Consider the following 23,809-nt stretch of genomic DNA (forward strand, 5'->3'; position numbering starts at 1 on the left):
TGGAATTTTTGCTGTATTTTTTTCTTGCACAAAGCTTCCATATTCTTTGCATGCTTGCTTACTGTTATTTACAGGGATAAGTGCATAATTAACTCATCTGCAATAAATTTTTTGCAGCCTGTTTGAGTCATTATTCACTTCCTTCTGCGGAGAGCAATTATGCAAAAATTAATTATGCAAAAGTCAGTTATGAAGCATTTAAATATGAAGAAGCTAAGTATGCTGATGGCCGCAATCGTGGCCACCAGTATTTTTAGTTTTCCAGCTGTTGCGCAAACCGATGTAGTAAAGAAATGCGAGCCAAGCGAACATCATGAGCGTTTTGCCGATGAAAAGGGTGATGCTGAGCCTTGGGTATCCAGGCATAAATTCAAACACCATTTTCCTGCGGCTAAGTTAGATTTAACCGATGAACAGAAAAAAGTTCTTGAGGATGCCCGCAATGCCCAGGAGCCCGCGCAACGAGAATTGCATGACAAATTGCGAACCGCACATGAAGCACTGATTAAAGCTGGCGAAACTAATGCCGATGATGTGACGCTTGCGCGATTGGCAAAGGACTTTTCGGAGCTTCTTGCTCAACAGGAATTGGCGCGTATCAACATGCATAAGCAATTCGTCAGTGTGTTAACGCCTGAGCAAAAACAAAAGCTGGATTCATTTAAAGCTGAACGAAAAAATTCGCCACACAAGCGAGAGTTTAGAAAGCAAGAATAGTGGCAACCGACACAACTTTTTTCCAGCCATAGTATTTCCATTGAGCCGGGCATTTACTTAATTTCAAAAGTGAATGCTCGGCGCATTGTTTATTCGAATTATTCCTTCTGCTTTTCCGCTGCGAATTTTTTAATCCTGCCTATACTTTCAGAATATTCCGGCACATGGATTTCATCTTATGGTGAAGAAAGTTCTGGCTATTTCCTTATTGTGTACAGCTTCCCCTAATATTTTTGCGGAAGAGGCCCAAGCATATACGTGGGCTCATGCCTTAACACTGGAATCAATCACCAACCTTCATGGTGGGGTTGAAACAGGCACACGCAATCTCGCTAATTTGGATTTAACGCTGAGCGTGGATACGCAAGCCGCAGGTTGGTGGAGTAGCGGCACGCTCTTTATTTATGTTTTGGGAAACTATGGTAAGCCGCCTTCTGCACTTACTGGCGAATTGCAAACCCTATCCAATATTGAAGCTGAAAATAATTTAACGCTTTATGAATTTTGGTATGAGCATAGCTTTGCCGAAGGTAATGTTAAGTTATTGGTGGGATTGCATGATTACAATTCCACATTTTATTCGCTCGAGTCTGCCAGTCTATTCAATTTGTCTTCAATGGGAATTGGTCCCGAAATCGCACAAGTTACGCCCTCAATTTTTCCAGTAACCGCAGCTACTGTTCATTTAACGCTGAGTCATGAGGACCAATATTTTTTATTGGCTGTGTACGATGGCGTGCCCGGCGATCCTTCGCATCCTCATGGCACGCACGTAAAATTTGGCGATGATGATGGTTTGTTAATGGCGACCGAGTGGGGCTTCGCGCAGGAACACGATTATAAAATTGCTTTAGGTGCCTGGCGCCATACAGCAGCTATTGAAAATCCTGTTGATGGAAGCCTTATCGACTCTAACAACGGTTTTTACCTGCTTGGTGAAAAATATTTTTCCGAAAATTTTTCCGCATTTTTTCAGTATGGTCGTGCTAACGAAAATAAAAACCAATTGGAAAGTTATTTGGGGTTAGGAGTCAGTTACAAAAATCCGTGGATAGATGGCGATGTTATAGGCTTGGCCTATGCAAAAGCTAAAAATAGCGCCGATTATTTAAAAGTGAATCCTGATGTGTTGTCTGCTGAAACTGTTGTGGAGTTATCTTACTTTCGACCATTAATGGAAAAGGTAAGTATCCAATCGAGTTTGTATTCAGTGATGAATCCTGGCATGGCACCGGACCTTGATAATAGTTTGGCCGTGGGTTTGCGGCTCTACGTTGAATTTTAATTGCCTGATTGATTGTAGTGTCAGGATGAAACCATTAGGTGGGAGTGCTTCATGAATATCAAAAAGGCAATAATTATTGGGCTGCTAGCGTTTGTATCGGTGATGGGTGTGAGCACCTACATAGGCCATAGCGCTACCGGGGAAATGTCGCGCATGCTTGATTATATTACCGGGCCGGCCTGGAATACCGCTGACGGCGCCATGGAAGGACAGATCGAGCTTGAAAATCAAATTATTACGTTGCAGCGCTTATACAGCAAAAAAATTGACCAGAGTAGCGCACGAGCACAATTGACTAACGCGATGGAACGCGAAACTGATGCTCTTGATCGCATGAAAGCACAGGGTTTGATGGATGCCGCACAGGTATCCGAATTAAACACCAAGCTTGATGCCTATCATAAAATGCGTGATCAATTGTTCAACCAACTTGCAAATAATTCGGAAAGTGCTGAAGCCACTTTTAAATTATTCGATGATCAGGTTGAAAGCTTACTTAATTTTATTTCGCAAATGGAAGAAGTAGCAGATGGCAAAGTAGAGGGACAAACAAAAAGTATTGCAGGTGTAGTTTCGGGGGCAAATTTCAAACTGATTTTCGGTTTGTTGTTCTCATTGGCGATGGCAGGCTTGGTATTTTATTTTGCGATAAAAATTATTTTAAATCCTATTGAAACTGTGACGACGCAATTATCTTTGTTAAGTGCAGGGTCTGGTGATTTAACAGTGCGCTTGCCCGACGCCAACAGAGACGCTGAAGTCGGGCGCTTAGCCTATGCGTTCAATACCTTTGTGCAAAAACTTCAAGCCTTGATTAGCCAGGTGCAACACAGCAATCATTCTTTAATGGCGGCGAGTTCGCAAATTACCCAGAGCATTGGAACTACAGCTGCGGTGGCTAGTGCCCAGGTGACGGAAATTTCCCTGGTGGCAGAAGCTGTTCAAAAAATTTCTGATTCGTTATTTAAAGTGGGTGATGCTGCCGAGCGGGCTAATCAGGCTTCTGAGCAAGCTGTACTGAGCACTCATTCCGGCAACCACATTGTTGTACTTGCTCAGCAGGGCGTAGATCAGGTTGCAAACGAAGTAGATAAAGCCTCGCAAGTCATTTCAAATTTGGTGACCGACAGCCAAAACATCAGCGCCATGTTGGAAGTGATCCGCAGTATCGCCGAGCAAACCAATTTGCTCGCGTTAAATGCTGCAATTGAAGCAGCGCGCGCTGGCGAAACCGGACGAGGATTCGCGGTAGTTGCTGACGAGGTTAGAAGTTTGGCTTCCCGCACACAGGAATCAACCAAATCAATTGAAACTATTATTACCAACTTATCCTCTGGCTCTGCAAAAGCGGTTGAGGTCATGAACAGTGCGCAGAAACAAGCACTAATGATTAAAGAGCGTATAGGAAAAACGTCTGGCGCTTTTGCGGATATTGTGGGCGTTGTGGAGCAAATAAAATCGATGAACGCCCATATTGCCCATGCATCTGAAGATGAAAAGCAAGAAATGGCGCAGATTAATGGCAGCATTAATAAAATTTTAAAACAAGCTCGCGACAACCAGGATGCCGGAGAGCTGGCGCAAGTCTCTCGCCAGCATTTGGAAACCCAGGTTCTAAAAGTTGAAGAGCTACTTAAACAGTTTAGAACCTGACAATCAGTAAGGTGTTCGTTCGGGTAAAGGAGTTTTTGGCTCACATTCTTTCAGGCGAAGCGTGATTGAAAAACAAGTCCTGCACAAATGTGCAAAGACTATGGAACTTGAAAATAATGGACGTTTTTGTAGAAAAAAGGCCAACGGAGGCCATTTTTGGGAGGAATTCCAGCCTACTTATCGCTTATTTGAAACTTATAACCGGCGCCATAAACAGAGTGGATAATTTCTTTATCAGTTAAAGGAAGCAATTTTTTGCGTAACTTGGTGATGTGCGAATCCATGGTTCTATCGCTTACAATCCGGTGATCACTGTAAGCATTTCGCATTAAATCATCGCGCGAAATAATAGTGTTGGGGCGCGCAGACAAGGTTTTTAAAATTCGATACTCAATCAGTGTTAATTCAACTTTATTTGCGCCATACATAGCGGTGAGTGATTCTTTAATGAGTTGGAAATCCTGGGTTGGTAACTCTGGATTCACGCGCTTCAAAATTGCTTTTACGCGCGCCACTAATTCACGCGGGCTAAAGGGTTTGCATATGTAATCATCTGCACCTAATTCAAATCCCAGTAAACGATCAGTTTCCTCAATTCGAGCAGACATTATGATGACGGGAGTGTTGGTGTTGTTACGCACTTCCTGGCACAAGCGCAAGCCGTTGATGCTTCCAGTTTTGCTTGGCAGCATTACATCCAACACAATCAAGTCCCAGGATTCTTGTTGTATTTTTTCGAGCCCGCTATCAGCGTCGTGCACCAGGGTACAATTAAATCCGTTACTGTTTAGGTAATCGCGAACTATGCTGCCTAAATCAATTTCGTCTTCAACAATTAATATGTTCATAGGTGATCCTTTGCGCAGGGAAGGTTAATGGTAATTTTTAATCCACCCAGTTCACTGTTGCCGGTGGTAATTTTACCTTCATGAGCCGTAACAATATTTTTACAAATTGATAAACCTAAACCAGCTCCTCCGGTTGTTCTATGGCGCGATGAATCTGCGCGATATAAACGTTCAAACAGTTTTTCATGATGTTCTTCAGCAACACCGGGAGCGGTATCCTCAACGCTAATTATTGCTTGCTGTTGTTCAACTTTCAAAGACACCAGAGTTATTCCTGGTGCATTGGTATATTGCAGGCTATTTTTCAATAAATTAACAAATAATTGTTGAAGACGATTGTGGTCACCAAAAATCATTACGGGAGAATTCGGCAAAGAAAGCTTGAGTTCAATATCCTGCAGTGAAAACTGTGGTTGCATGTTGTTAACAGATTCTTGCAGTAAAGAGGCTAAATCCATAGTGTTTTTGCGATAAGTCATACCGCCAAGATCGGTAAGCGAAAGCTCATACAAATCGTTTACCAAATGTTTAAGCCGTTGGCTGTGCGATATCAAGCGCGTTACTGTATCGCTATCCATTGGCCGCACACCATCTTCTACCGCTTCCAATTCTGCCTGCAAGACGGCGATGGGAGTACGTAATTCGTGCGATATATCTGCCACCCATTGGCGACGGGTATTTTCACTGCGTTCCAGCGTTTCACCCAAATTGTTTAGGTGTTGGGCTAATTCGGTGAGTTCATCGTGACCTTTCAACGAAACTTTTTCCCGGTAATTACCCGCGCTAAATAAATTTACCTGGCGAACTAAATAATTGATTCGTTTGGTGAGTAAATGTGCGAGGGGAAAAGATGCAAGGCCAGCAATCACCAGGGCGATTAAAATGATTAACGATAATTTATGTTCTTGTCCTTGCGCAAAATCTGCGTCTTGCAAATCGCGCACAGCGGGGTTATATGGAATGCCGAGATAGCCAACGACTCTGTTTTCATCCATTAATGGGATTAGAAAAGCTTCATTAAGATCTTGTTTTTTTCCTGCGATAAGTTCGCGGTCAGCATCCAGCAAAAAAATAAAACGCAACGCAAACATGGGGGGCATGCGTCGCCATTCGCGAAACATACGCTGCGTTTGTTCGTTAATAATAATTTCTTGATGGATTAGGGTTCCATCTGGTGCCAGGGAGGGTGGTTCGGGAATAGGATCACCAAATTGTTTTGGGTTTGCTTTTCGGTATTCCCGTGTTCCAGATTCAAGCTTGGCGACCACGTAACTTTCCCAGTCGCTTATCCACTCCCAACTTTTTTGTTCGTGAAAATTTTTTGTCAGGTCTACTATCAGTGGTTGAGCAAAACGAGTTTCTTTTTGCTCAATATATTTCCAAAAGTCTTGTTTAAAACTCAGTTTTATAAACACATATAAGCCTGTGGTGAGCAGACTAAAAATCACTAACATCACAATAAAAAATTGCAGCCTTAACTTCAGCATGTGCGCCTTAACCTTTACATCGTTTGGTTTGAAATGAATAAACAGGACTAACGGTTTTAATTTATAAACCCGCCTTTTGGCTAATCTTGCACGCAACAGTTCCGCTAATCCAGTGGGGTAGACCGGCGGCGGTGCGCCAAACCAAGGTTTTGGCTTCCCAAAGGGGGATATTTTTAAGTGTTCTATTTTGCGTGGTTCTGTGGGTGAGTTTGGATTTCAACTGGGGTAGAATGGGAATACTTGAGTGCTTTACTAGGTTTTTAAGCTCGCTGCCTTGTTTCTGGCGCGCGTAATTTTAGTCATTAACTGTTTTAGAGGTACCCTTTATGGATGTTTTAGACACTATCAAGCAACAAATCGCCGAGAACCCCGTTATTCTGTTCATGAAAGGCTCGCCCAATGCGCCCCAATGCGGTTTCTCTATGCGTGCATCCCAGGCGGTTATGGCGTGCGGCCAGCGTTTCGCTTATGTTGATATTTTGAGCAATCCAGAGATTCGCGCTGAATTGCCAAAATACGCCAACTGGCCAACCTTCCCGCAATTGTGGGTAAAAGGCGAGTTAATTGGCGGTTGCGATATTGTGACCGAGATGCATGAAAAGGGTGAGTTAAAGCCCTTGATTGATGCGGCTGTTGCCGCCTAAGCGCGTGATACCCTAGTACCAAAAAAGCCAGTTTCGACTGGCTTTTTTATTTTCGGGGTTCAGCGGCTAAGAACCAGGAAGATCAGCATCAGCAGCCCGATTGCGCTCACAACACACAAGCCGATGCCCAGCCAGCGTTTTTGCTGCCAGCGTTTTAGGTCGCCATTGCTCTGTAGCTCGTGTGCTTGCCACATAATGCTACGGGACTTCTGGAGCTTGGTTTTAATTTGCTCCAATGCCGCCATATCATTTAAGAGTTGTTCGCGGTTGTCGCCAGCGCCGGGAAGCTGAGCGTGTAGCTGGCCCAGTTGTTGATCCAGCTGGTTTAGCTTCTGGTCAATATTGTTGGATATTTGCTGGATATTCATAGTCTTGACTCAAGGCAGCTACAGCCAAAGTAGCCCGGGTTCGCAAAGCCAACAGAGTAGCAGATGAGGCTCGCTTTTTCTTTCCATGCGCCTCAACAAAGCTGGATTTAATCCGTGCAGCAGGCTGATATAATTCGCCCAAATTAAATTTTGGCCGTCATTTCCGGTTCCCCATTCGAGTTAAAGGATCCTTAGTGGATAAACGCAGCCCACCTGAATTTCGCACATCATTCTACGGCCCACGTTATTGGCCCACTTGGCTGGGGCTTGGGTTTTTCCATATCTTGGGCGCCTTGCCCATGTCCATTAGTTTGGCATTTGGACGCTTACTCGGTGATGTGTTCTTTTATGTGGCGGGTTCGCGTAAGCATATCGCCAAGGTCAATATCGCCCAGTGTTTTCCGCAGTTGTCGGCAGAAGAACAGCACACCCTGTTGCGCAAGGTTATGCATTCCACCGGAAAGAGCGTGGTTGAAACATCTGTAGCTCTCTGGGGGCCCGAGCGTCAATTAAAGCAGCGGTACACCATACGCGGTTTGGAGCATATAGAGGCGGCGCAGGCCAGAGGGCAGGGAGTCTTGCTGGTGGGTTGCCATTTCACCACCTTGGATGCAGCGGCTCGTATTTTGGCATTCCACATCAAATACGACATGCTCTATCGCAAAGATCCCAATCCACTGCTGGCTTACAAGCTTATTAGTGCCCGCGAGCGTTTTGCCGGCAATGCCATAGTGCGCAACGACACCCGTCAATTGATCAAAAATCTGCGTCAGGGAAATGTTGTTTGGTATGCGCCGGATCAGGACTTCGGGGCTAAATACAGTGTCTTCGCCCCGTTTTTTGGGGTGCAAGCAGCCACGGTTGTGGGCACTGCACGTATTGCGGAGCTCGGTAAGGCGGCCGTGATTCCTTTCGCTCATTATCGCGACGAAAACAACCATTACCATTTGGTCATAGAGCCGCCTTTGGAGGGTTATCCAAGTGGTGACGATGTCGCTGATGCGACTCGCATTAACCATTGTATAGAAACGGCAATTGCCAAGCAGCCGGATCAATATCTGTGGGTGCATCGCCGCTTTAAAACCCGTCCGGTGGGTGAGGCGAGTTTGTACGCGAAACCCAAATCCTGAGCTAGAGTGTAGGCAGGGCTTGTGATCTGGTAAAAAAAGCCGGAACCTCTGACCAGAATGTGGTATAAGGCGCGCCTTAAACCTTGGCGCAACCTTGATTTGCCTTGATAGAACCTTGACTTGATAGAACTGGCCTTGATAGGGCTGTAGAGGAACACTGATGTTAAGAATGTTTAAAATTCAAGGCCAATTGCTGCGCGAAGAGGCGGTTAATGCCGATGAGCTCAAGGTCACCATGGCAAATGCCGTCTGGATTGACGCCCATGAGCCCAGTGACGAGGAGCGTGACGAGCTCAATACCTTTCTGCGTGCCGAACTGCCCGAATCAGACGACGTCGATGAGATCGAATTCTCCGCGCGTTATTTCCAGGATAATGAAGGTGTTCACGTTCACTCCCTGTTTCTGTCTCCCGGTGAAAACGGCCGTCATAACACCGTAACCGTAGCATTCCTCCTGCAAGACAAGCGTTTGATTACTGTTCGCGAAGGCGACCTGGCAGACTTCCGTCTTCTGCGTATGCGCGCTCGTCGTGGGCAGGTGCATATTATTTCGCCGCAAGATTTGCTCATCACCATGTTCGAGCAAAAGGTTGAGAACCTCGCGGACGCCTTGGAAGATATTCATCGCAAGCTCGAAGAAGTTAGTCACATGGTGCTGGAAGATGAGGATTCAGAGCTGGAAGAGGCGATTGATAAGCTTGCCAAGTTGGAAGATAGCAATGGAAAAATCCGCCTGTGTTTGATGGATACCCAGCGCTCAATCTCCTTTTTGCAGCGCTACATTCGCGACAACAATGAACTCAACGAAACAGCGCGTGAGATCAAGCGTGACGTGGATACGCTGATGGCGCATACCGCGTTCTTGTTCGATAAAATCAACTTCTTGATGGACTCAACGCAAGGCTTCATCAACATTGAACAGAACCAGATTATTAAAACCTTCTCGGTAGCGGCCGTGATTTTCCTGCCGCCCACTGTGGTTGCGAGCTTTTACGGCATGAACTTTAAAATTATGCCTAACGTGGAGTGGGCGCACGGCTGGGTATTTGCACTCTTGATCATGCTGCTCTCGGGCTTGCTGCCTTACTGGTACTTTAAAAGCAAAGATTTGCTGTAATTTCTGGTTCATCAGACACAAAAAAGCCCGATTTATATCGGGCTTTTTACTATTGGGGCTTTATTCTTCTACCCATTCCCAACGCAGTGGCTGGCCAAAATCGTCCAAAATGACTTTCTTTTTAGGGCGAGGTTTAAAGTGCTTTAAAGACGCTTGGGGTTTGCGACGCGCTTCAATAGCGGCAACAACTTCTGGAATCGGGGTTCGATCTTCCTGGCTTTGGCCCTCGAAAATGCTCATTAGCGGCGCCTGCGCATAGGGGCGGCCGCTCAAACCGCGCGGAACTTCATTGACGCTACCGCCTTCTTGCAAAAAGGAATCGATTTGCGCCTGCAGCTCCGCATGCAATTCGCGTCTGGTTTTGGTGGGTTTCATACTGCTATTTGTCTGCTCGTAGATCTACAAATTCAAGGGCCATTTGCCAGCATAGCAGCCGCAAGACTGGCTCGGCAACGCTTAAGCTATAATTGCTGGCAGCGTTTTCATCGCTCGTCCTTGAGCTTTATCTCTTTTATTAAGGCTCTTTATTGTTTTCTATTGATAGGCTTTCTCGCTCTGTTTACTGCGCTTTCTCGCTTCTATTACTGCGCTTTCTCGCTTATGGGCCGCGCTTTGGGTAAACTGCCGCTCTTTTTTGCGGGTGGCTGAATTTCGCCCACGTTGGCTATAGTGTTGCCCCCTTTCCAAAGTTGTTCCGTTCTAACCAGGTTGTTCCATCTATTACGTAGTTTCAGGTTGCTATGACTCAAGCCAGTTTGAAAATCACCGAGATTTTTTACTCCTTGCAAGGTGAATCCACCACTGTAGGTTTACCGACAGTATTTGTGCGCCTGACTGGCTGCCCCCTGCGTTGCTGTTATTGTGATTCTGAATACGCATTTTATGGGGGTGAACGCCTATCGCTAAACGTCATTCTGGAAAAGGTTGCAAGCTACAATCCACGCTATATTTGCGTAACTGGTGGAGAGCCCTTGGCGCAACGCGAATGCCTGAAATTGCTAACATTATTGTGCGATGCGGGTTATCAGGTTTCGCTGGAAACCAGCGGTGCCTTGGCGGTAGATGCGGTTGATCCGCGCGTGATCAAAGTGATGGATTTAAAAACCCCCGGTTCCGGTGAAGTCGCGCGCAATCGCTGGGAAAATATTCCGGTACTTACACCGCAGGACCAAATTAAATTTGTAATTTGCAGTCGTGAAGATTACGAGTGGGCGCGTTTCAAGCTAGATGAATTTGCGCTCGCCGAAAAAGTATCCGATGTACTTTTTTCCCCAAGTTTTGGCCAGATTCAGCCGCTCGAATTAGCGGAGTGGATTCTGGCAGACAATTTAAAAGTTCGCTTTCAACTACAACTGCATAAGCTCCTGTGGAATGATGTTCCGGGTCATTGATGCCATTCAATTAATTCCTTAACGCTGAGTGTCATTTAATTTCGCAGTTAAATTTGTTTAAATTTAGGTTATGTATATGTCATCAAAAAAAGCGGTAGTCCTTGTCTCAGGTGGATTGGATTCAACTACCGCGCTTGCCATTGCGCGTAGCGAAGGTTACGACTGCTACACCATGAGTTTTGATTACGGTCAGCGTCATCGCGTCGAATTATTTGCAGCAGAACGCACCGCCAAGGCTATGGGTGCAATTGCACACAAAGTTATTAGTTTGGATTTACGCACTATTGGCGGCTCGGCATTGACAGATGAATCTATCGCCGTACCAGAGCATGAAACTGCGGGTATTCCAATTACTTATGTGCCTGCGCGCAATACCGTATTTTTATCGATTGCGTTGGGTTGGGCAGAAGTCTTGGGTGCAGAGGATATTTTTATTGGTGTTAACGCGGTAGATTTTTCCGGTTACCCGGATTGTCGCCCTGAATATATTGCTGCGTTTGAAAAAATGGCGAACCTTGCAACACGTGCGGGAGCAGAGGGTGGTCATTTAAAAATTCGCACGCCGCTCATCGATTTAAGTAAAGGCGATATTATTAAACTCGGTATGGGTTTGGGTGTTGATTACAGTTTGACGGTGTCATGTTATCAAGCAAATGACAAAGGCGAAGCATGCGGTAAGTGCGATAGTTGTCGTTTACGTAAAGCTGGTTTTGAGCAAGCCGGCGTTGTTGATCCAACTCTGTATATAAAAGCCTGATTTATATAAGCGCGTGACTTTGCGGCTGAGCTAAATGTTGGCGCAGCTGCACTTCAAATTCTTCGATAGCGACAGGGCGGCCAAAATAATAACCTTGGAATATGGGGCAACCATTTTCTTCCAAAAATTCTTTTTGCTCTTTGGTTTCAACGCCTTCGGCGAGCACATTCAAATTCATATTTTTTGCCATGGCGATGATGGTGCAAACAATAATTGCATCATTGGGGTCAATGGTAATATCGCGCACGAAAGATTGATCAATTTTCAGTTGATAAAGTGGCAGGCGTTTTAAATAAGAAAGTGACGAGTAGCCAATTCCAAAATCGTCCATCGCAAAGGCTATGCCTTGTGCTTGCAACTCCTGCATTTTTTCGATGCTTTGATCAACATTCTTAAGCAGCGAGCTTTCGGTCAATTCCAATTTCAAACGCTGTGGATCTATATTGCTTTCGCGCACAATTTTAAGTACGTCCTCCACAAAGCTCGCTTGGTTAAATTGCACGGGGCTCACATTCACAGAGATGGTCAGGTGTTCAAAATCGGGCTGTTTACTCCACTCGTTAATTTGCGCGCAGGCAAATTTAATAACATCTTTACCAATACCCACAATCAAACCTGTCTGCTCTGCAACAGGAATAAAATCTGAGGGTGGAATCATGCCTTTGGTAGGGTGTTTCCAGCGCAATAATAATTCAGCGCCCAATGCGCGACCGCTTGAGTCAACCTGGATTTGGTAATAAGGAATAAGTTGATTTTCCAATTCATAGGCGCGTCGCAAATCAGTTTCTATGCTTGCACGCGTTTCAAGACGCGATTGCATATGCGGATCAAAAAACCGGATGGCATTGCGACCGCTGTCTTTAGCTTGGTACATGGCCACGTCGGCGTGCCGTAATAAATCATCAATCGATGCGCTTTGGTTGTTAAACAGATTTACCCCAATACTGATCGTGCAATGAAATACGGTTTGCTGTAATGGGTAGGGCAAATTAATTAATTCATGCAATTGTTCTGCGCGGCTTTTGGCTTCAATTGCGGCGAGCTCGGCGTCAACACTTAAGTTGTCAAAAACCACAACAAATTCATCACCGCCCAAACGCACAGCGAGATCTGTAGCGCGAATAAAGTTGCTAATGCGCTCGGCAACTTGAATTAACAGTTGATCGCCGATGTGATGGCCCCGCGTATCGTTGAGTAACTTAAAGTGATCGAGGTCAATAAAAAGTAAGGCAGCGTGGTTTCCGGTGCGTGCACTTTGGGCGGTAATGAGTTTTAATCTGTCCAGCATCATACGTCTGTTGGGCAAGCGTGTTAGTGGATCAAAAAATGCCAGGTTGAAGATTTTTTCCTGATCATTGGCACGGCGCATTTCACCTGAAATGCGTTCCGCGAAAATTAATATAAGAGCTTGCGTTTGCGCTGAAATAGGCAGCGGATGTTCGGCTAATACTGATAAGGTGCCAATAGAAACTCCGTCAGTATTTTTAATGGCGGCTCCGAGAATACCTTCGATTTTGTGTTGTTGGTACATGCTATTGCCGGGATATTGCTGGTAAGCACCCTCTGCAATGAAGCAGGTCTGGTCGCGCAAAATATCGGCGCAGGCTGTGCCTGCAAAAAGATAATTAAAGTTTGGTTGACGCGCCCCTCTGATCAGATAAGTGTGCGCATTTGCTTCATCAGTATTGAGAGGGTTGGTTAAGCTAATTAAAGCATGTTCAGCGCCTATGGCATCGCTCAAGGATTTTAATAAGGTTTCAAAAAAGTCCGGTGCATCGGCAGAGTCAGTTGCTGCGGTTCTGAGTGCAGCATCCAAACGCTTACGCTCGGTAATATCTTGAAAAGTTCCTTGTACTAGCGGAGTGCCATCATTGATGTTAATGCTGCCCTGCGCATCAAGGCAAAAAACTTTTCCACCAACCTTAATGCGCATTTCAATTGATATGTTGGATGCGGTTGCCAAGCAGTTATTTAATGCTTGCCGGAAAGCTTTGCGGTCCTCAACCAAAACAGCGCTCGCAATAAATTTTTTAAACTGGCCTTTGAGTGCATGGCTTGGCAAGTTAAATAATTCGCTCATGGACGAGCTGAAATTGTAATTATCGCTTTCAGGATCCCAACTCCAATGCGCAACACGCGCCATCATTTGTGCGCGCTCAAGGCGGTGTTCGCTTTGGCGCAATGCATGTTCAACTTGTTTGCGTTCTTGTAATTCTTGCTCAAGGCTTTGCAAGGCGCGACGCTGTGGACCCAAATCAATATCCAGGCAATACATCTCTTTGTCGTTTGGTGTTTGGATCAATACGTGATTGGAATACACCCATACTTCATTGCCATCTTTATCTTGCAGCGGAATTTCACCGGAAGGAATTGCGTGGCCAAGTAGATGCCAGTTTTCAATCGCTTCATAAACGCCGCTGCGCATAAAATCTGGAATAATTAAGTCTTCCAGTTTTTGTCCCATAACATCGACAGCTTTAAATCCGTAGAGATCTTCGCTCGCTTTGTTCCAAAAAATAACTTCGTGAAAGCGGTTGTAACCTTGTACGGCAATATTGGTGGTGCTTTCAAAAATGTTGCGGAAGCGCTGCTCGTTGGCAAGGTCAGTTTTGTGATCAGACATGCGCTTGGTAATGTTGCGAGCAAGACAAATAAAACGATCATCATCGCGTTGGTCGCCAAGTCGTTTGGAAATTGAAAGTTCAAACCAAAGCGAGTTGGGGCGGTGTTCATACTCAATTGTTTTACCTTGCGAGATTCCCCAATCGTCTGCTTCAGCTAACGCTTTTTTCCAGGTCGTTAAGGTTTTGGGTGGCAATATGCTGGGAATATGTTTGCCCAAAATAGCCGCTGCCGAAAATTCGGCAATAGGCGATGAACCTGTGGCGGACAAGCAATTACCTTTACGGTCCACTTCAAACAATAAGTCGGGGATAGTTTGAATAACGGCTTGAATATGCTTTTGTTGTTCATTGCGGGCGATGCTCATTTCAAGCAATCGCTCGGATTTATAGGCGATTTCTGCGCTCGCAATGGTGATCATCAAACTTAACAAGGTGAGGCTGGCTGAATACAGCCAAATTAGGTAGTAGCTGATATGCGTGTCGCTTGCGGTGAAAGGGCCAAGTCCGTTAACGGTTGACCATATGGCAATAAAACTAAATCCAATTGTGCAAAGCGTGCCTCCCAATAATCCCAACCGCAGCGCGGCCCAGGCCACGCAGATAAAACTAGTAAAGACGATTGGCAAGTGAAGGTTGTTAGCAAAGTTATTGAGCGGGAAGCAGAGCAGTGCAACAAAAAAACTGACCGCAAGAATGGAGATGGTTTCGATTCTTTTATCAAGTAACTTGCGCAGGTTGTCGATCGTCAAACCAATCAAAAAGGGCGCTGCGAGCAATGCTCCGAGGCTATCGCCCATCCACCATGCGAGAAGTGTGTATCGGTCCAGGTTGTAGTGCGCAATGTAAGTGAGCGCCAGGCTGCCGATGGTGACCGGTATCAGCATGGTAGAAACCGATATGGCGAGGAAGCACAAAGCGTTGGCCCTGTGCATAAAAAGTACCTGGCAATCGAGGCGACGCAAAAGTAAGAAGGTAGCCAGAGGACCCAATGTATTGCCAAGGGCGATAAGAACATTGACAAGCTGATTGGAGCCAGTGGTCAAGTTAATAAGAAGAGCGCCGAGAAAAATACCCGGCCAAACTTGAATCGACCACCGATAAAGCGCCGCAATGGCTATACCAGTTGGCAGCCAGAACAAAGTTACTTTGGATGAGGTAAAGGGTACGCACAGCCCAAGCCAGCCCGTCATAAGGTAGGCGAGGGTGACAAGCGCATTTTGAGTCAGCCTGTGGATATAAGGCTGAAATCTTCCCAGCTTGGGTGACACAAGGTGCATGAATTGCTCTCTGCGAACAGCGTGATCTTTTCTATAGCGAGCTCTTGCCGAAGGTGGGCAAATCTATTCATGACGATCCTTTTCTAGTTAGGCTTCTCTAGGTAGGCTTCTAGGATCAGGCGTGCATTAAAGTACGTGCTCTGCTTATAGGATAGATTGGGTTTGGCGTTTTGCTCTGATTTTCTTTACATAACTTGGCAGATACATAGACAAAAGCCATGTTGTTCGAGTAGTTACTGGGACGACAACTTGCCTTTTAAATAATCAATTCACTTTTTTTCCTTTCGATTTAGGGAGATAGGCGTAAAAAAGGCTTGTCTTTTCAGAGTAAAACATTATTATACGCGCCTCTTAATTAGGTCTCCTTGATTAAGACTTTTGGGTCGTTAGCTCAGTCGGTAGAGCAGTTGGCTTTTAACCAATTGGTCGCAGGTTCGAATCCCGCACGACCCACCATATTTAGCTTTGGATATGTGTGTTTACCAGTATTCAAAGCACCCAAGTTTGGGTCGTTAGCTCAGTCGGTAGAGCAGTTGGCTTTTAACCAATTGGTCGCAGGTTCGAATCCCGCACGACCCACCATTTTCAAGCCTTGCGCTGTGAATAAACGAAAAAAGGATGCCAAATGGCATCCTTTTTTCGTCTGGCCTGTATGTTTCGTTCTGTCCTGTGGGCATCCCATATGCGAGTGGCCAGTTCCCGCTTTACTCTTTCATAATATTATCCCGCACAAACTCAAGTCCGTCCGGCTTTATGCTGTAGTCACCGCGATATGGATAATCCATTACCGCAATTAAAAAAACCAACAAACCTAACAATCCCGCCATAAGTATGTTGAGCAAACTTTGCAGGCGAAAATTTTCAATAATAAACAACCAGCTCACCATAATATTGAGTAGAGCTCCAATAATAATCACCATATACATAGTTGCTGGCAGGCCACTTTGGACGCTTTGCAGGCGCAAACTATTTTGCGTAAGTGCGTTATTGAACTGGTTGAGTGCCTCTGTATGAATGATTTTTTCGCGCTCGGTATTCGGGGTAAATTCAAGTAGAGTCGTATTTATCTGATTGAGTTGATGGGTGCCAAACATGGGCGCCTCACCTTGTTGCTGTCGCGGCCATACGTCTTCAATCACTATGCGCACATATTCTTTAACTTGCTGGCGTAGCTTGCTGCGCTCAGGTTCCGGGTAGCTGTTTATATCGCGATATAAAGCACTAATCGCAGCTGCTTCTTGCGAGGCTATGTCGCCAGCCTCGGAGTAGCTTGTATAGGTGCTAACAGCAATCAATCCAAGGGTTATCCCATAAAATACGCCAACAGCAGCCAGATAAAAACTGACTATGTCGTTGTTGGGGTGTTTACCAATAAAGCGCAATACCAAACGACGGCTCAACCATAAACCCAACATTGAAAATGTCACGAAAGCCACTACTACAAGCGCACAAAATAGCCAATTTGGTAAATCATAAAGCCAATATAAATTCATGCAGCGAACTCCGGGCGGTTGTGTACGGTTCGTGGCGAAAGAGCAGATTACATATGTATAGCTTATTGTTTGGCGTTGTAAATTGGGTAATTTTGCTCGGCATCTTTGATTGCGGCATATAGCGCTTACAAAATAGCTGACTTGAAGCGTTTAATTCCAACCTAAAAAGACTTGGAATCAGATATTGAGGCTGCTCCAAATGATTTATTACCAGCCTGTGTTTTTAGCGGTTGTCATATCACTTACCGCTTTTCGCTCATAAATTCTATTTTTGCTGTGATAGAATCGCGCCTCATTTTTAGCTGTACGGCTTGGTTTAATAAGGGGAGCGGGCAATGACTGAACTACTACATATGGGTGCAGCCAGCACCAACGCTCAGGAACTGGTCCGCGAGCACCTTGCCCGTGCCTGGAATGCCCCGCAATACACGCCTGAACAACAAGCAGATTACATCGCCCGTATTAAGGCTCTATTGAAACAGCACAACGCCGTGTTGGTTGCCCATTACTACACAGATCCTCTTATCCAGGCGTTGGCAGAAGAAACGGGCGGCTGTGTGTCAGATTCATTGGAAATGGCGCGCTTTGGTAAAAATCACCCGGCCGATACCCTGATTGTTGCCGGCGTAAAGTTCATGGGCGAAACCGCCAAAATTCTCACCCCTCATAAGCGCGTTCTTATGCCTACGCTGGAGGCCACCTGTTCTCTGGACTTAGGTTGTCCAATTGATGAGTTTTCAGCTTTCTGTGATGCCAATCCCGACCGCACTGTAGTGGTGTACGCCAACACCTCCGCTGCTGTAAAAGCGCGGGCTGATTGGGTGGTGACTTCTAGTATCGCTTTGGATGTGGTGGATTATCTCGATCGCCAGGGTAAGAAAATCCTGTGGGCGCCGGACAAGCATTTGGGTACCTATGTGCAGCAAAAAACCGGTGCGGACGTGCTACTTTGGGATGGCGCCTGCATCGTGCACGAAGAGTTTAAAGCGAAAGGCGTTGAAGATTTAAAAACGCTTTACCCCAATGCCGCTGTGCTTGTTCACCCCGAATCACCCAAAGCCGTGGTAGATTTGGCGGATGTTGCAGGCTCAACCTCACAACTAATTAAAGCCGCGCAAACCCTGCCCAACAAAGAATTTATTGTCGCCACCGACCAGGGCATTTTCTACAAGATGCAGCAGTTGAATCCTGACAAGGTTTTCCATATCGCCCCGACTGCCGGTAGCGGTGCGACTTGCCGTTCTTGCGCCAATTGCCCCTGGATGGCAATGAACGTGTTGGACAACCTGGTCAATGTGTTTGATCGCGATGATAACGAGATTCATGTAGACCCTGAGTTGGCAAGACAAGCCATGATTCCGCTGCAGCGCATGCTGGACTTTAAAAAGTAAGCAAATCCTGAAATTAACATTCAGTAGATGGGGCTTTTGCTTGTCTCCCAGCCTCTCACTCAGTACCATTGCGCCTTCCTGAATTTAGTGTGCGCTACATTTTATTAGCTAACGGAGCTTTTGATGATCCAAGGTAGTATGGTTGCCCTAGTAACACCAATGAACGCAGATAACTCACTCGATTGGGCGAGCCTGCACAAGTTGGTTGAGTGGCACCTTGAGCAAGGCACCCACGCTATAGTTGCCATGGGCACTACCGGTGAATCCGCTACCTTGAGTGTTGAAGAGCATTTGGCCGTTGTTAAAAAAGTTGTTGATCAAGTTAACGGCCGTATTCCAGTTATTGCTGGCACTGGCGCAAACTCTACGTCCGAAGCTGTTGAGCTGACGCAAGCTGCCAAAGATGTGGGGGTAGATGCTTGTCTTTTGGTGACTCCTTACTACAACAAACCAACCCAGGAAGGTTTGTTTTTGCATCATCAGCATATTGCCCAGTCAGTGGCGATTCCCCAGATCCTCTACAACGTACCGGGCCGCACCGGTGTGGATATGAAGACTGAAACTGCCCTGCGTATTGCAACTATTCCCAATATTATTGGTATTAAAGAAGCAACGGGCGATTTGGTGCGCGCTAAAGCATTAATCGATCAAGCTCCTGACAGTTTTGCCATTATTTCTGGCGACGACGCCACCGCAGTTGAACTGATTCTGTTGGGCGGCAAAGGTGATATATCGGTAACGGCCAACGTAGTACCTAATCAAATTGCACGTATGTGTGAATTGGCTTTGGCGGGTAAGGCAGAAGAAGCGCGTGCAATTAACCAACGCTTGCTTCCATTGCACGATGCAATGTTTGTGGAGTCAAACCCAATTCCTGTTAAGTGGGCGGTTGAGCAATTGGGATTGATTAAATCCGGAATCCGTCTGCCACTGACACCTTTGGCTGAGCAATACCAAGCGCAAGTTGCAGCGGCTTTGAGCGCAGCAAAATAAGTATTAAGCTCTACTGTCACAAGGCAGTGGAGCTACTCTAGTGTTTTAATTAGCTCCATTAATAAGCTTCACCAATAATTATAAAGTTTTCCAATCGGCATCGGTTTGGTACCAAACACAACAATCAAAAGCGATTTCAGCAATCGTAATGGGTATATAAAAACTTAACCAGACAGAGAGAACACATGAGCAGTCTTAATCAAGTCAATGCCAATATTGGCAGATATCGTTGGACAATTTGTGCGCTGATTTTTTTTGCCACTACCGTTAATTATCTCGACCGACAAGTTCTTAGTCTTCTCGCTCCCGATCTTTCCAAAGAGTTTGGTTGGACCAACAGCGATTACGCCAACATTACCGCTGTATTCCAATTCGTGTACGCTATTTCAATGCTCTTTGCCGGGCGCATCATCGATATATTAGGCACCCGTGCTGGCTACATTGCTGCCATTATTGTTTGGTCCATTGGCGCTATCATGCATGCCTACGCCATTCCAATGGGCGAGTTCACCAATAATATATTGGCGCTTGCAGGCCTTGCCGCGGTTCCAGTATCCATTGCCGGTTTTATGATTTCCCGTGCAGTGCTGGCGTTTGGTGAAGCGGGAAACTTCCCCGCTGCCATTAAAGCGACTGCCGAATATTTCCCTAAAAAAGAACGCTCTTTTGCAACCGGTATTTTTAACTCGGGTGCAAATGTTGGTGCTATCTTGGCACCCTTACTTGTGCCCTGGATTGCCGCTCATTGGGGTTGGCAAACGGCGTTTATTCTTGTGGGTGCGGTAGGTTTTGTGTGGATGGGTTTTTGGTTTGTTTTTTATGATGCCCCGCATAAACAAAAGCGTTTATCTCCAACTGAACTCGCGTACATCAATAGCGATAACGACGAGCCTATTGCCCCGGTAACGACTAAAGAAGAAAAAACTTCCTGGTTCAAATTGCTTGGCTATCGCCAAACCTGGGCATTTGCCTCTGGTAAATTTATGACGGATGGCGTTTGGTGGTTCTATCTATTTTGGTTGCCCAAGTATTTGGAAGCACAATTTGGATTGCACAAAACCGAGATTATGATTCCACTGGCTGTGCTCTACAGTATGACCATGATAGGAAGTATTGGCGGCGGCTGGTTCCCCACTTATTTTATGAATAAGGGTTACAACGTTTACGATGGCCGCATCCGCGCCATGTTTGTTATTGCACTTTTCCCCTTGGTGGTTTTGTTGGCGCAACCCTTCGGCTCCTACAGCTATTGGGTTCCGGTATTGTTGATTGGCATTGGCGCGTCGGCGCATCAGGCGTGGTCCTGTAATATTTTCACCACTGTTTCTGATATGTTCCCTAAAAAAGCAGTGGCGTCAGTGGTAGGTATTGGCGGTATGGCTGGCGGATTGGGTGGTGTTGCTCTGTCTAAATTAGGTGGCTGGTTGTTCGACTATTATGGCGCTTTGGGTGAAATTTATACCGGGTACGCCATTATGTTTGGAATTTGTGCTGTGGCTTACTTAATCGCATTGGGGATTATGGTTTCGTTGGTGCCTAAATATAAGCCAATTTCAGATTTGTAAGATCGCTTCGCAAAATTGTGCTGCAGGTATTGATGTAATAACTTAAGCTGGCGAGCCTGAAGCTATAGGCTTGGTCTCGTCGGCCGCCTCCCGAACTTTATTAGCTTGCCCGTGTCTAGAAGCAAGCCTTGGGATGCGCGGATTTATGTGCAAGATTTGGCAATTAGATATTCGGTTTTATCCTCTTAGAGAATTTTCATGAATTTAATGACTACAAAGGCCCGGACTGTATCATCCTCTTCATTTTCAACAGTTTTGGTTCGTTTAGGATGCTTGGCCTGTTTAAGTGTGTCGCTCTCAGGTTGCGGTGTATTTTTTGGCGATGATGGTGTTTTCCGCAATCGCGAAAATGATTATCTGAAAGCCGATAGTCTGCCTCCTTTGGTGTTGCCAGCTAGCACAAATAAAGAAGCCTTGGGTGAGTTGTATCCCATCCCGCCAATTAGTGCCGCCGATTTCGGTTATGACGCTACGGCCTCTGAATACGAAGTTCCACGCCCCATGCCTTTGTCTGCCAACATGTTGCAAGACAGCGTAAAAATTCAACGTGTAGGCGAGAATTCCTGGATTTTGGTAAATGATGCGCCGGGTGAACTCTGGCCGCGTATTCGTAACTTCCTTAACGCGAACAACTTGAGCGTAACCCGTGCAGACTTGAAGCAGGGGATTATTGAAACGGATTGGCTGCAATTTAAAACTGATCTGAACAGCCAGGATAAATATCGCCTGCAAATCGATCAGGGCATCCAGCCTGAGACGAGTGAAATTCATATCACCCATATGAGCGTTGCTAGCGCGACCAAGCCTGTAAAAGACCCTGAGTGGCCGTCAAAATCAGCGAATCCCGAGCGTGAGAAGTGGCTGTTGGATGAACTGGCAGCGACTCTGGCCAGCGATACGACTGAAGGCGGCACCTCAATGTTGGCGCAAGGTATTAGCAGTACTGCCTCTGCCAAAGCCGCTTTGGGTATGTTTAAAAACGAACCTGTCATGACTTTAAAATTGGATAAAACCCGCACCATGGCGACTATCGCCTATGCCGCCAAGCGCGACGGTTTCCAATTATTTGAGTCAGATGCAAGCACCGGCATGTTCTACGTGTACTACAAAAATCCGGAAGATGCGAAACCGGGTTGGTTCAAGCGTGTGTTTCATATAGGTGCAGGTAAGCCAAAAGCGGCAACCACGCCTTATAGTTTGGAAAAAATCACCGCGAATATGTTGAAAGGTGAGGCTTTTGAATCTGCGCCTTACTCAATTCGTGATGACGAAAAAAATCTGAAAGATGCACCCGGTTATCTGGTGGTTGTCACCGGCAAGCCAGGAGATTATTTGATCCGTGTGCGCGATCCTTACGGCAAACGTCTAAAACCGCGCGAAGCACGTGAGCTGATTACCAAGTTGCGTAAGAACTTGATATAAGTGTTGGATCTGTTTTCTACCGGCGTGCGCTTGCGCTTTGCTTCCCTGGGAAGCGGAAGCAGGGGTAACGCCACCTTGGTGGAGTGGGCGCAAGGTTCACTCCTGATTGACTGCGGATTTACCGTGAAGGAAACCGAGTTGCGTATGGCGCGCCTCGGTAAAACCGCGCGCGATTTAACCGCTATCCTGGTTACCCACGAACACTCGGATCACATCAAAGGCGTGCCCGCTCTAGCGCGCCGCTACGATATTCCCGTGTATATGACTCCCGGAACTTATCACAGCAGGGATTTGGGTGAGCTACCCAAGCTCAATCTCATCCATGCCTATACGCCTTTCCAGTTGGAGGGTTTGCAGGTAAATCCCGTTGCAGTGCCCCATGATGCGCGTGAGCCGGCGCAATTTGTCTTCGAATATGAAGGCTTGCGCTTGGGAATACTCACGGATTTAGGTAGTATTACACCCCATGTAGAAGCGGCCTATCAGGCGTGTGATGCGATCCTGTTGGAAGCTAATCACGATCCTTTTATGCTCGCATCAGGTCCTTATCCCCCCTCGCTTAAGCAGCGGGTCGGTGGTCAATGGGGGCATTTAAGCAATCAGCAAGCAGCGGGTTTTCTGCAGCGAATCGATACCCGACGTTTGCAACATCTGGTGGTGGCGCATATCAGCCAAAAGAACAATTCTTTGGACGTAGCGCGTGCAGCACTTGAACCTGTTACCCAAGCCGTGCAACAAGTAACCTACGCCTGCCAGGATCAAGGCTTTGATTGGCTGGCAGTTGTTCAGGTGGAGCGCATAGCCGCGAGCGCCTGAGCATTATCGTAAAAGTCGACTAGAATTAATTTCAACTTAAGTGAGTACAACAATGGAAAAGCGCGAAGAGCTCTATGCGGGCAAAGCCAAATCTGTTTACAAAACCGATGATCCAGATCGCGTGATCATGGTTTTCCGTAACGATACCTCTGCATTCGATGGTAAGAGAATCGAGCAGTTGGATCGTAAAGGTATGGTGAACAACAAGTTCAATGCCTTCATCATGGGTAAGTTGCAAGCAGCAGGTATTCCAACTCACTTTGAAAAGTTGTTGTCCGACAACGAAGTGCTTGTGAAAAAAATGGAAATGATTCCGGTTGAATGCGTTGTGCGCAATCTAGCTGCTGGTTCGTTGGTGCGTCGTTTGGGGGTGCAAGAAGGTTTGGAATTGAATCCACCTACCTTTGAACTGTTTTTGAAAAATGATGCGCTCGGTGACCCAATGGTTAACGAATCGCACGTTCAATCTTTTGGTTGGGCGACCACTGAACAATTGGCACGCATGAAAGAATTAACGTTCAAAATTAACGCCGTTTTAAAAGAATTGTTTGCTAGCGGCAATATGTTGCTGGTGGATTTCAAAGTGGAATTCGGTTTGTTCAAAGGCGAAGTTATTCTGGGTGATGAGTTCTCTCCCGATGGCTGCCGCCTGTGGGATAAAGACACGCGCGAGAAATTGGATAAAGACCGCTTCCGTCAAAATTTAGGGAATGTTGTTGAGTCTTATGAAATTGTAGGTAACCGTTTGGGTTTAACCTTTTAAGACGCGTGTGATTAATTAAGATGTAACTAGGGGCACTTTGTTGCCCTTAGATCTCTGCTTATAAACGC

The 23,809-nt window shown here is 46.1% G+C and carries 20 protein-coding genes and 2 tRNA genes; 16 read left to right on the top strand and 6 right to left on the bottom strand.

Annotation, left to right across the window (positions count from 1 at the left end; translation table 11 throughout):
• Nucleotides 1-159: 159 nt before the first annotated feature.
• From IE104_RS03270 to IE104_RS03280, 3 genes are all read left to right on the top strand, one after another.
• Complete coding sequence (locus IE104_RS03270; protein WP_189416024.1) at nt 160-717, top strand: Spy/CpxP family protein refolding chaperone; 558 nt, start codon at nt 160-162, stop codon at nt 715-717.
• Nucleotides 718-895: 178 nt separating this feature from the next.
• Nucleotides 896-2,002, top strand: a complete 1,107-nt coding sequence (locus tag IE104_RS03275) for a carbohydrate porin (protein ID WP_189416025.1) — start codon at nt 896-898, stop codon at nt 2,000-2,002.
• A gap of 51 nt (nt 2,003-2,053) precedes the next feature.
• On the top strand, nt 2,054-3,655 hold the full coding sequence (locus IE104_RS03280) for a methyl-accepting chemotaxis protein (RefSeq protein WP_189416026.1): 1,602 nt from the start codon (nt 2,054-2,056) through the stop codon (nt 3,653-3,655).
• A gap of 173 nt (nt 3,656-3,828) precedes the next feature.
• On the opposite strand, the gene IE104_RS03285 is transcribed toward IE104_RS03280, so the two are convergent.
• On the bottom strand, nt 3,829-4,503 hold the full coding sequence (locus IE104_RS03285; protein ID WP_189416028.1) for a response regulator: 675 nt from the start codon (nt 4,501-4,503) through the stop codon (nt 3,829-3,831).
• The gene (locus tag IE104_RS03290; protein ID WP_189416029.1) at nt 4,500-5,990 is read right to left on the bottom strand and encodes an ATP-binding protein; all 1,491 of its coding nucleotides are present in this window, start codon (nt 5,988-5,990) and stop codon (nt 4,500-4,502) included. Before IE104_RS03290 ends, IE104_RS03285 begins: the two co-directional genes overlap by 4 nt.
• Nucleotides 5,991-6,316: 326 nt before the next feature.
• Here IE104_RS03290 and grxD point away from each other — a divergent pair, with 326 nt between their 5' ends.
• Nucleotides 6,317-6,634, top strand: a complete 318-nt coding sequence (grxD, locus tag IE104_RS03295) for a Grx4 family monothiol glutaredoxin (RefSeq protein ID WP_189416030.1) — start codon at nt 6,317-6,319, stop codon at nt 6,632-6,634.
• Between the two features lie 59 nt (nt 6,635-6,693).
• Here the strand turns inward: grxD and IE104_RS03300 are convergent, their stop codons facing one another.
• A complete protein-coding gene (locus IE104_RS03300) occupies nt 6,694-7,002 on the bottom strand; it encodes a hypothetical protein (protein WP_189416031.1) in 309 nt (102 codons plus the stop codon).
• Between the two features lie 194 nt (nt 7,003-7,196).
• On the opposite strand from IE104_RS03300, the gene lpxL reads away from it, so the two are divergent.
• Together lpxL and corA are read left to right on the top strand one after the other, a co-directional pair.
• On the top strand, nt 7,197-8,132 hold the full coding sequence (gene lpxL, locus IE104_RS03305) for an LpxL/LpxP family Kdo(2)-lipid IV(A) lauroyl/palmitoleoyl acyltransferase (protein WP_189416032.1): 936 nt from the start codon (nt 7,197-7,199) through the stop codon (nt 8,130-8,132).
• A gap of 160 nt (nt 8,133-8,292) precedes the next feature.
• The gene (gene corA / locus IE104_RS03310; protein ID WP_189416034.1) at nt 8,293-9,249 is read left to right on the top strand and encodes a magnesium/cobalt transporter CorA; all 957 of its coding nucleotides are present in this window, start codon (nt 8,293-8,295) and stop codon (nt 9,247-9,249) included.
• Nucleotides 9,250-9,309: 60 nt separating this feature from the next.
• Here corA and IE104_RS03315 read toward each other — a convergent pair whose 3' ends face one another.
• Entirely contained in the window at nt 9,310-9,624 is a 315-nt protein-coding gene (locus IE104_RS03315; protein ID WP_189416035.1) for a hypothetical protein, read from the bottom strand.
• A gap of 365 nt (nt 9,625-9,989) precedes the next feature.
• On the opposite strand from IE104_RS03315, the gene queE reads away from it, so the two are divergent.
• Together queE and queC are read left to right on the top strand one after the other, a co-directional pair.
• Nucleotides 9,990-10,640, top strand: coding sequence for a 7-carboxy-7-deazaguanine synthase QueE (gene queE / locus IE104_RS03320; RefSeq protein WP_189416037.1), 651 nt, complete (start codon nt 9,990-9,992; stop codon nt 10,638-10,640).
• Nucleotides 10,641-10,716: 76 nt separating this feature from the next.
• A complete protein-coding gene (queC, locus tag IE104_RS03325) occupies nt 10,717-11,397 on the top strand; it encodes a 7-cyano-7-deazaguanine synthase QueC (RefSeq protein WP_189416040.1) in 681 nt (226 codons plus the stop codon).
• 1 nt (nt 11,398) lies between these two features.
• Here queC and IE104_RS03330 read toward each other — a convergent pair whose 3' ends face one another.
• Nucleotides 11,399-15,298: an EAL domain-containing protein gene (locus tag IE104_RS03330; protein ID WP_189416041.1), complete on the bottom strand. Its 3,900-nt coding sequence runs from the start codon at nt 15,296-15,298 to the stop codon at nt 11,399-11,401.
• A 380-nt stretch (nt 15,299-15,678) separates the two neighbouring features.
• Here IE104_RS03330 and IE104_RS03335 point away from each other — a divergent pair.
• Nucleotides 15,679-15,754: transfer RNA gene (locus tag IE104_RS03335), tRNA-Lys, on the top strand.
• A gap of 50 nt (nt 15,755-15,804) precedes the next feature.
• Nucleotides 15,805-15,880: transfer RNA gene (locus tag IE104_RS03340), tRNA-Lys, on the top strand.
• A 122-nt stretch (nt 15,881-16,002) separates the two neighbouring features.
• Here IE104_RS03340 and IE104_RS03345 read toward each other — a convergent pair.
• A complete protein-coding gene (locus IE104_RS03345; RefSeq protein WP_189416042.1) occupies nt 16,003-16,791 on the bottom strand; it encodes a bestrophin-like domain in 789 nt (262 codons plus the stop codon).
• Nucleotides 16,792-17,126: 335 nt separating this feature from the next.
• On the opposite strand from IE104_RS03345, the gene nadA reads away from it, so the two are divergent.
• The 6 genes from nadA to purC all read left to right on the top strand — a co-directional run bounded on the left by nadA (nt 17,127) and on the right by purC (nt 23,741).
• Nucleotides 17,127-18,182 (top strand): quinolinate synthase NadA, encoded by a 1,056-nt coding sequence (gene nadA / locus IE104_RS03350; RefSeq protein ID WP_189416044.1) that lies wholly within the window; start codon nt 17,127-17,129, stop codon nt 18,180-18,182.
• 123 nt (nt 18,183-18,305) lie between these two features.
• A complete protein-coding gene (dapA, locus tag IE104_RS03355) occupies nt 18,306-19,175 on the top strand; it encodes a 4-hydroxy-tetrahydrodipicolinate synthase (protein ID WP_189416045.1) in 870 nt (289 codons plus the stop codon).
• Between the two features lie 185 nt (nt 19,176-19,360).
• Nucleotides 19,361-20,740 carry an MFS transporter gene (locus tag IE104_RS03360; protein WP_189416046.1) on the top strand — a complete coding sequence of 460 codons (1,380 nt, stop codon included), beginning with the start codon at nt 19,361-19,363 and terminating at the stop codon, nt 20,738-20,740.
• 198 nt (nt 20,741-20,938) lie between these two features.
• Nucleotides 20,939-22,162 (top strand): NlpB/DapX family lipoprotein, encoded by a 1,224-nt coding sequence (locus IE104_RS03365; RefSeq protein WP_229837595.1) that lies wholly within the window; start codon nt 20,939-20,941, stop codon nt 22,160-22,162.
• Nucleotides 22,163-22,186: 24 nt separating this feature from the next.
• Entirely contained in the window at nt 22,187-22,978 is a 792-nt protein-coding gene (locus IE104_RS03370) for an MBL fold metallo-hydrolase (RefSeq protein WP_189418253.1), read from the top strand.
• Nucleotides 22,979-23,030: 52 nt separating this feature from the next.
• Nucleotides 23,031-23,741, top strand: coding sequence for a phosphoribosylaminoimidazolesuccinocarboxamide synthase (purC, locus tag IE104_RS03375; protein ID WP_189416048.1), 711 nt, complete (start codon nt 23,031-23,033; stop codon nt 23,739-23,741).
• The last annotated feature ends 68 nt before the right edge of the window (nt 23,742-23,809 follow it).

It is taken from the genome of Cellvibrio zantedeschiae, from assembly GCF_014652535.1.
GTDB lineage: Bacteria > Pseudomonadota > Gammaproteobacteria > Pseudomonadales > Cellvibrionaceae > Cellvibrio > Cellvibrio zantedeschiae.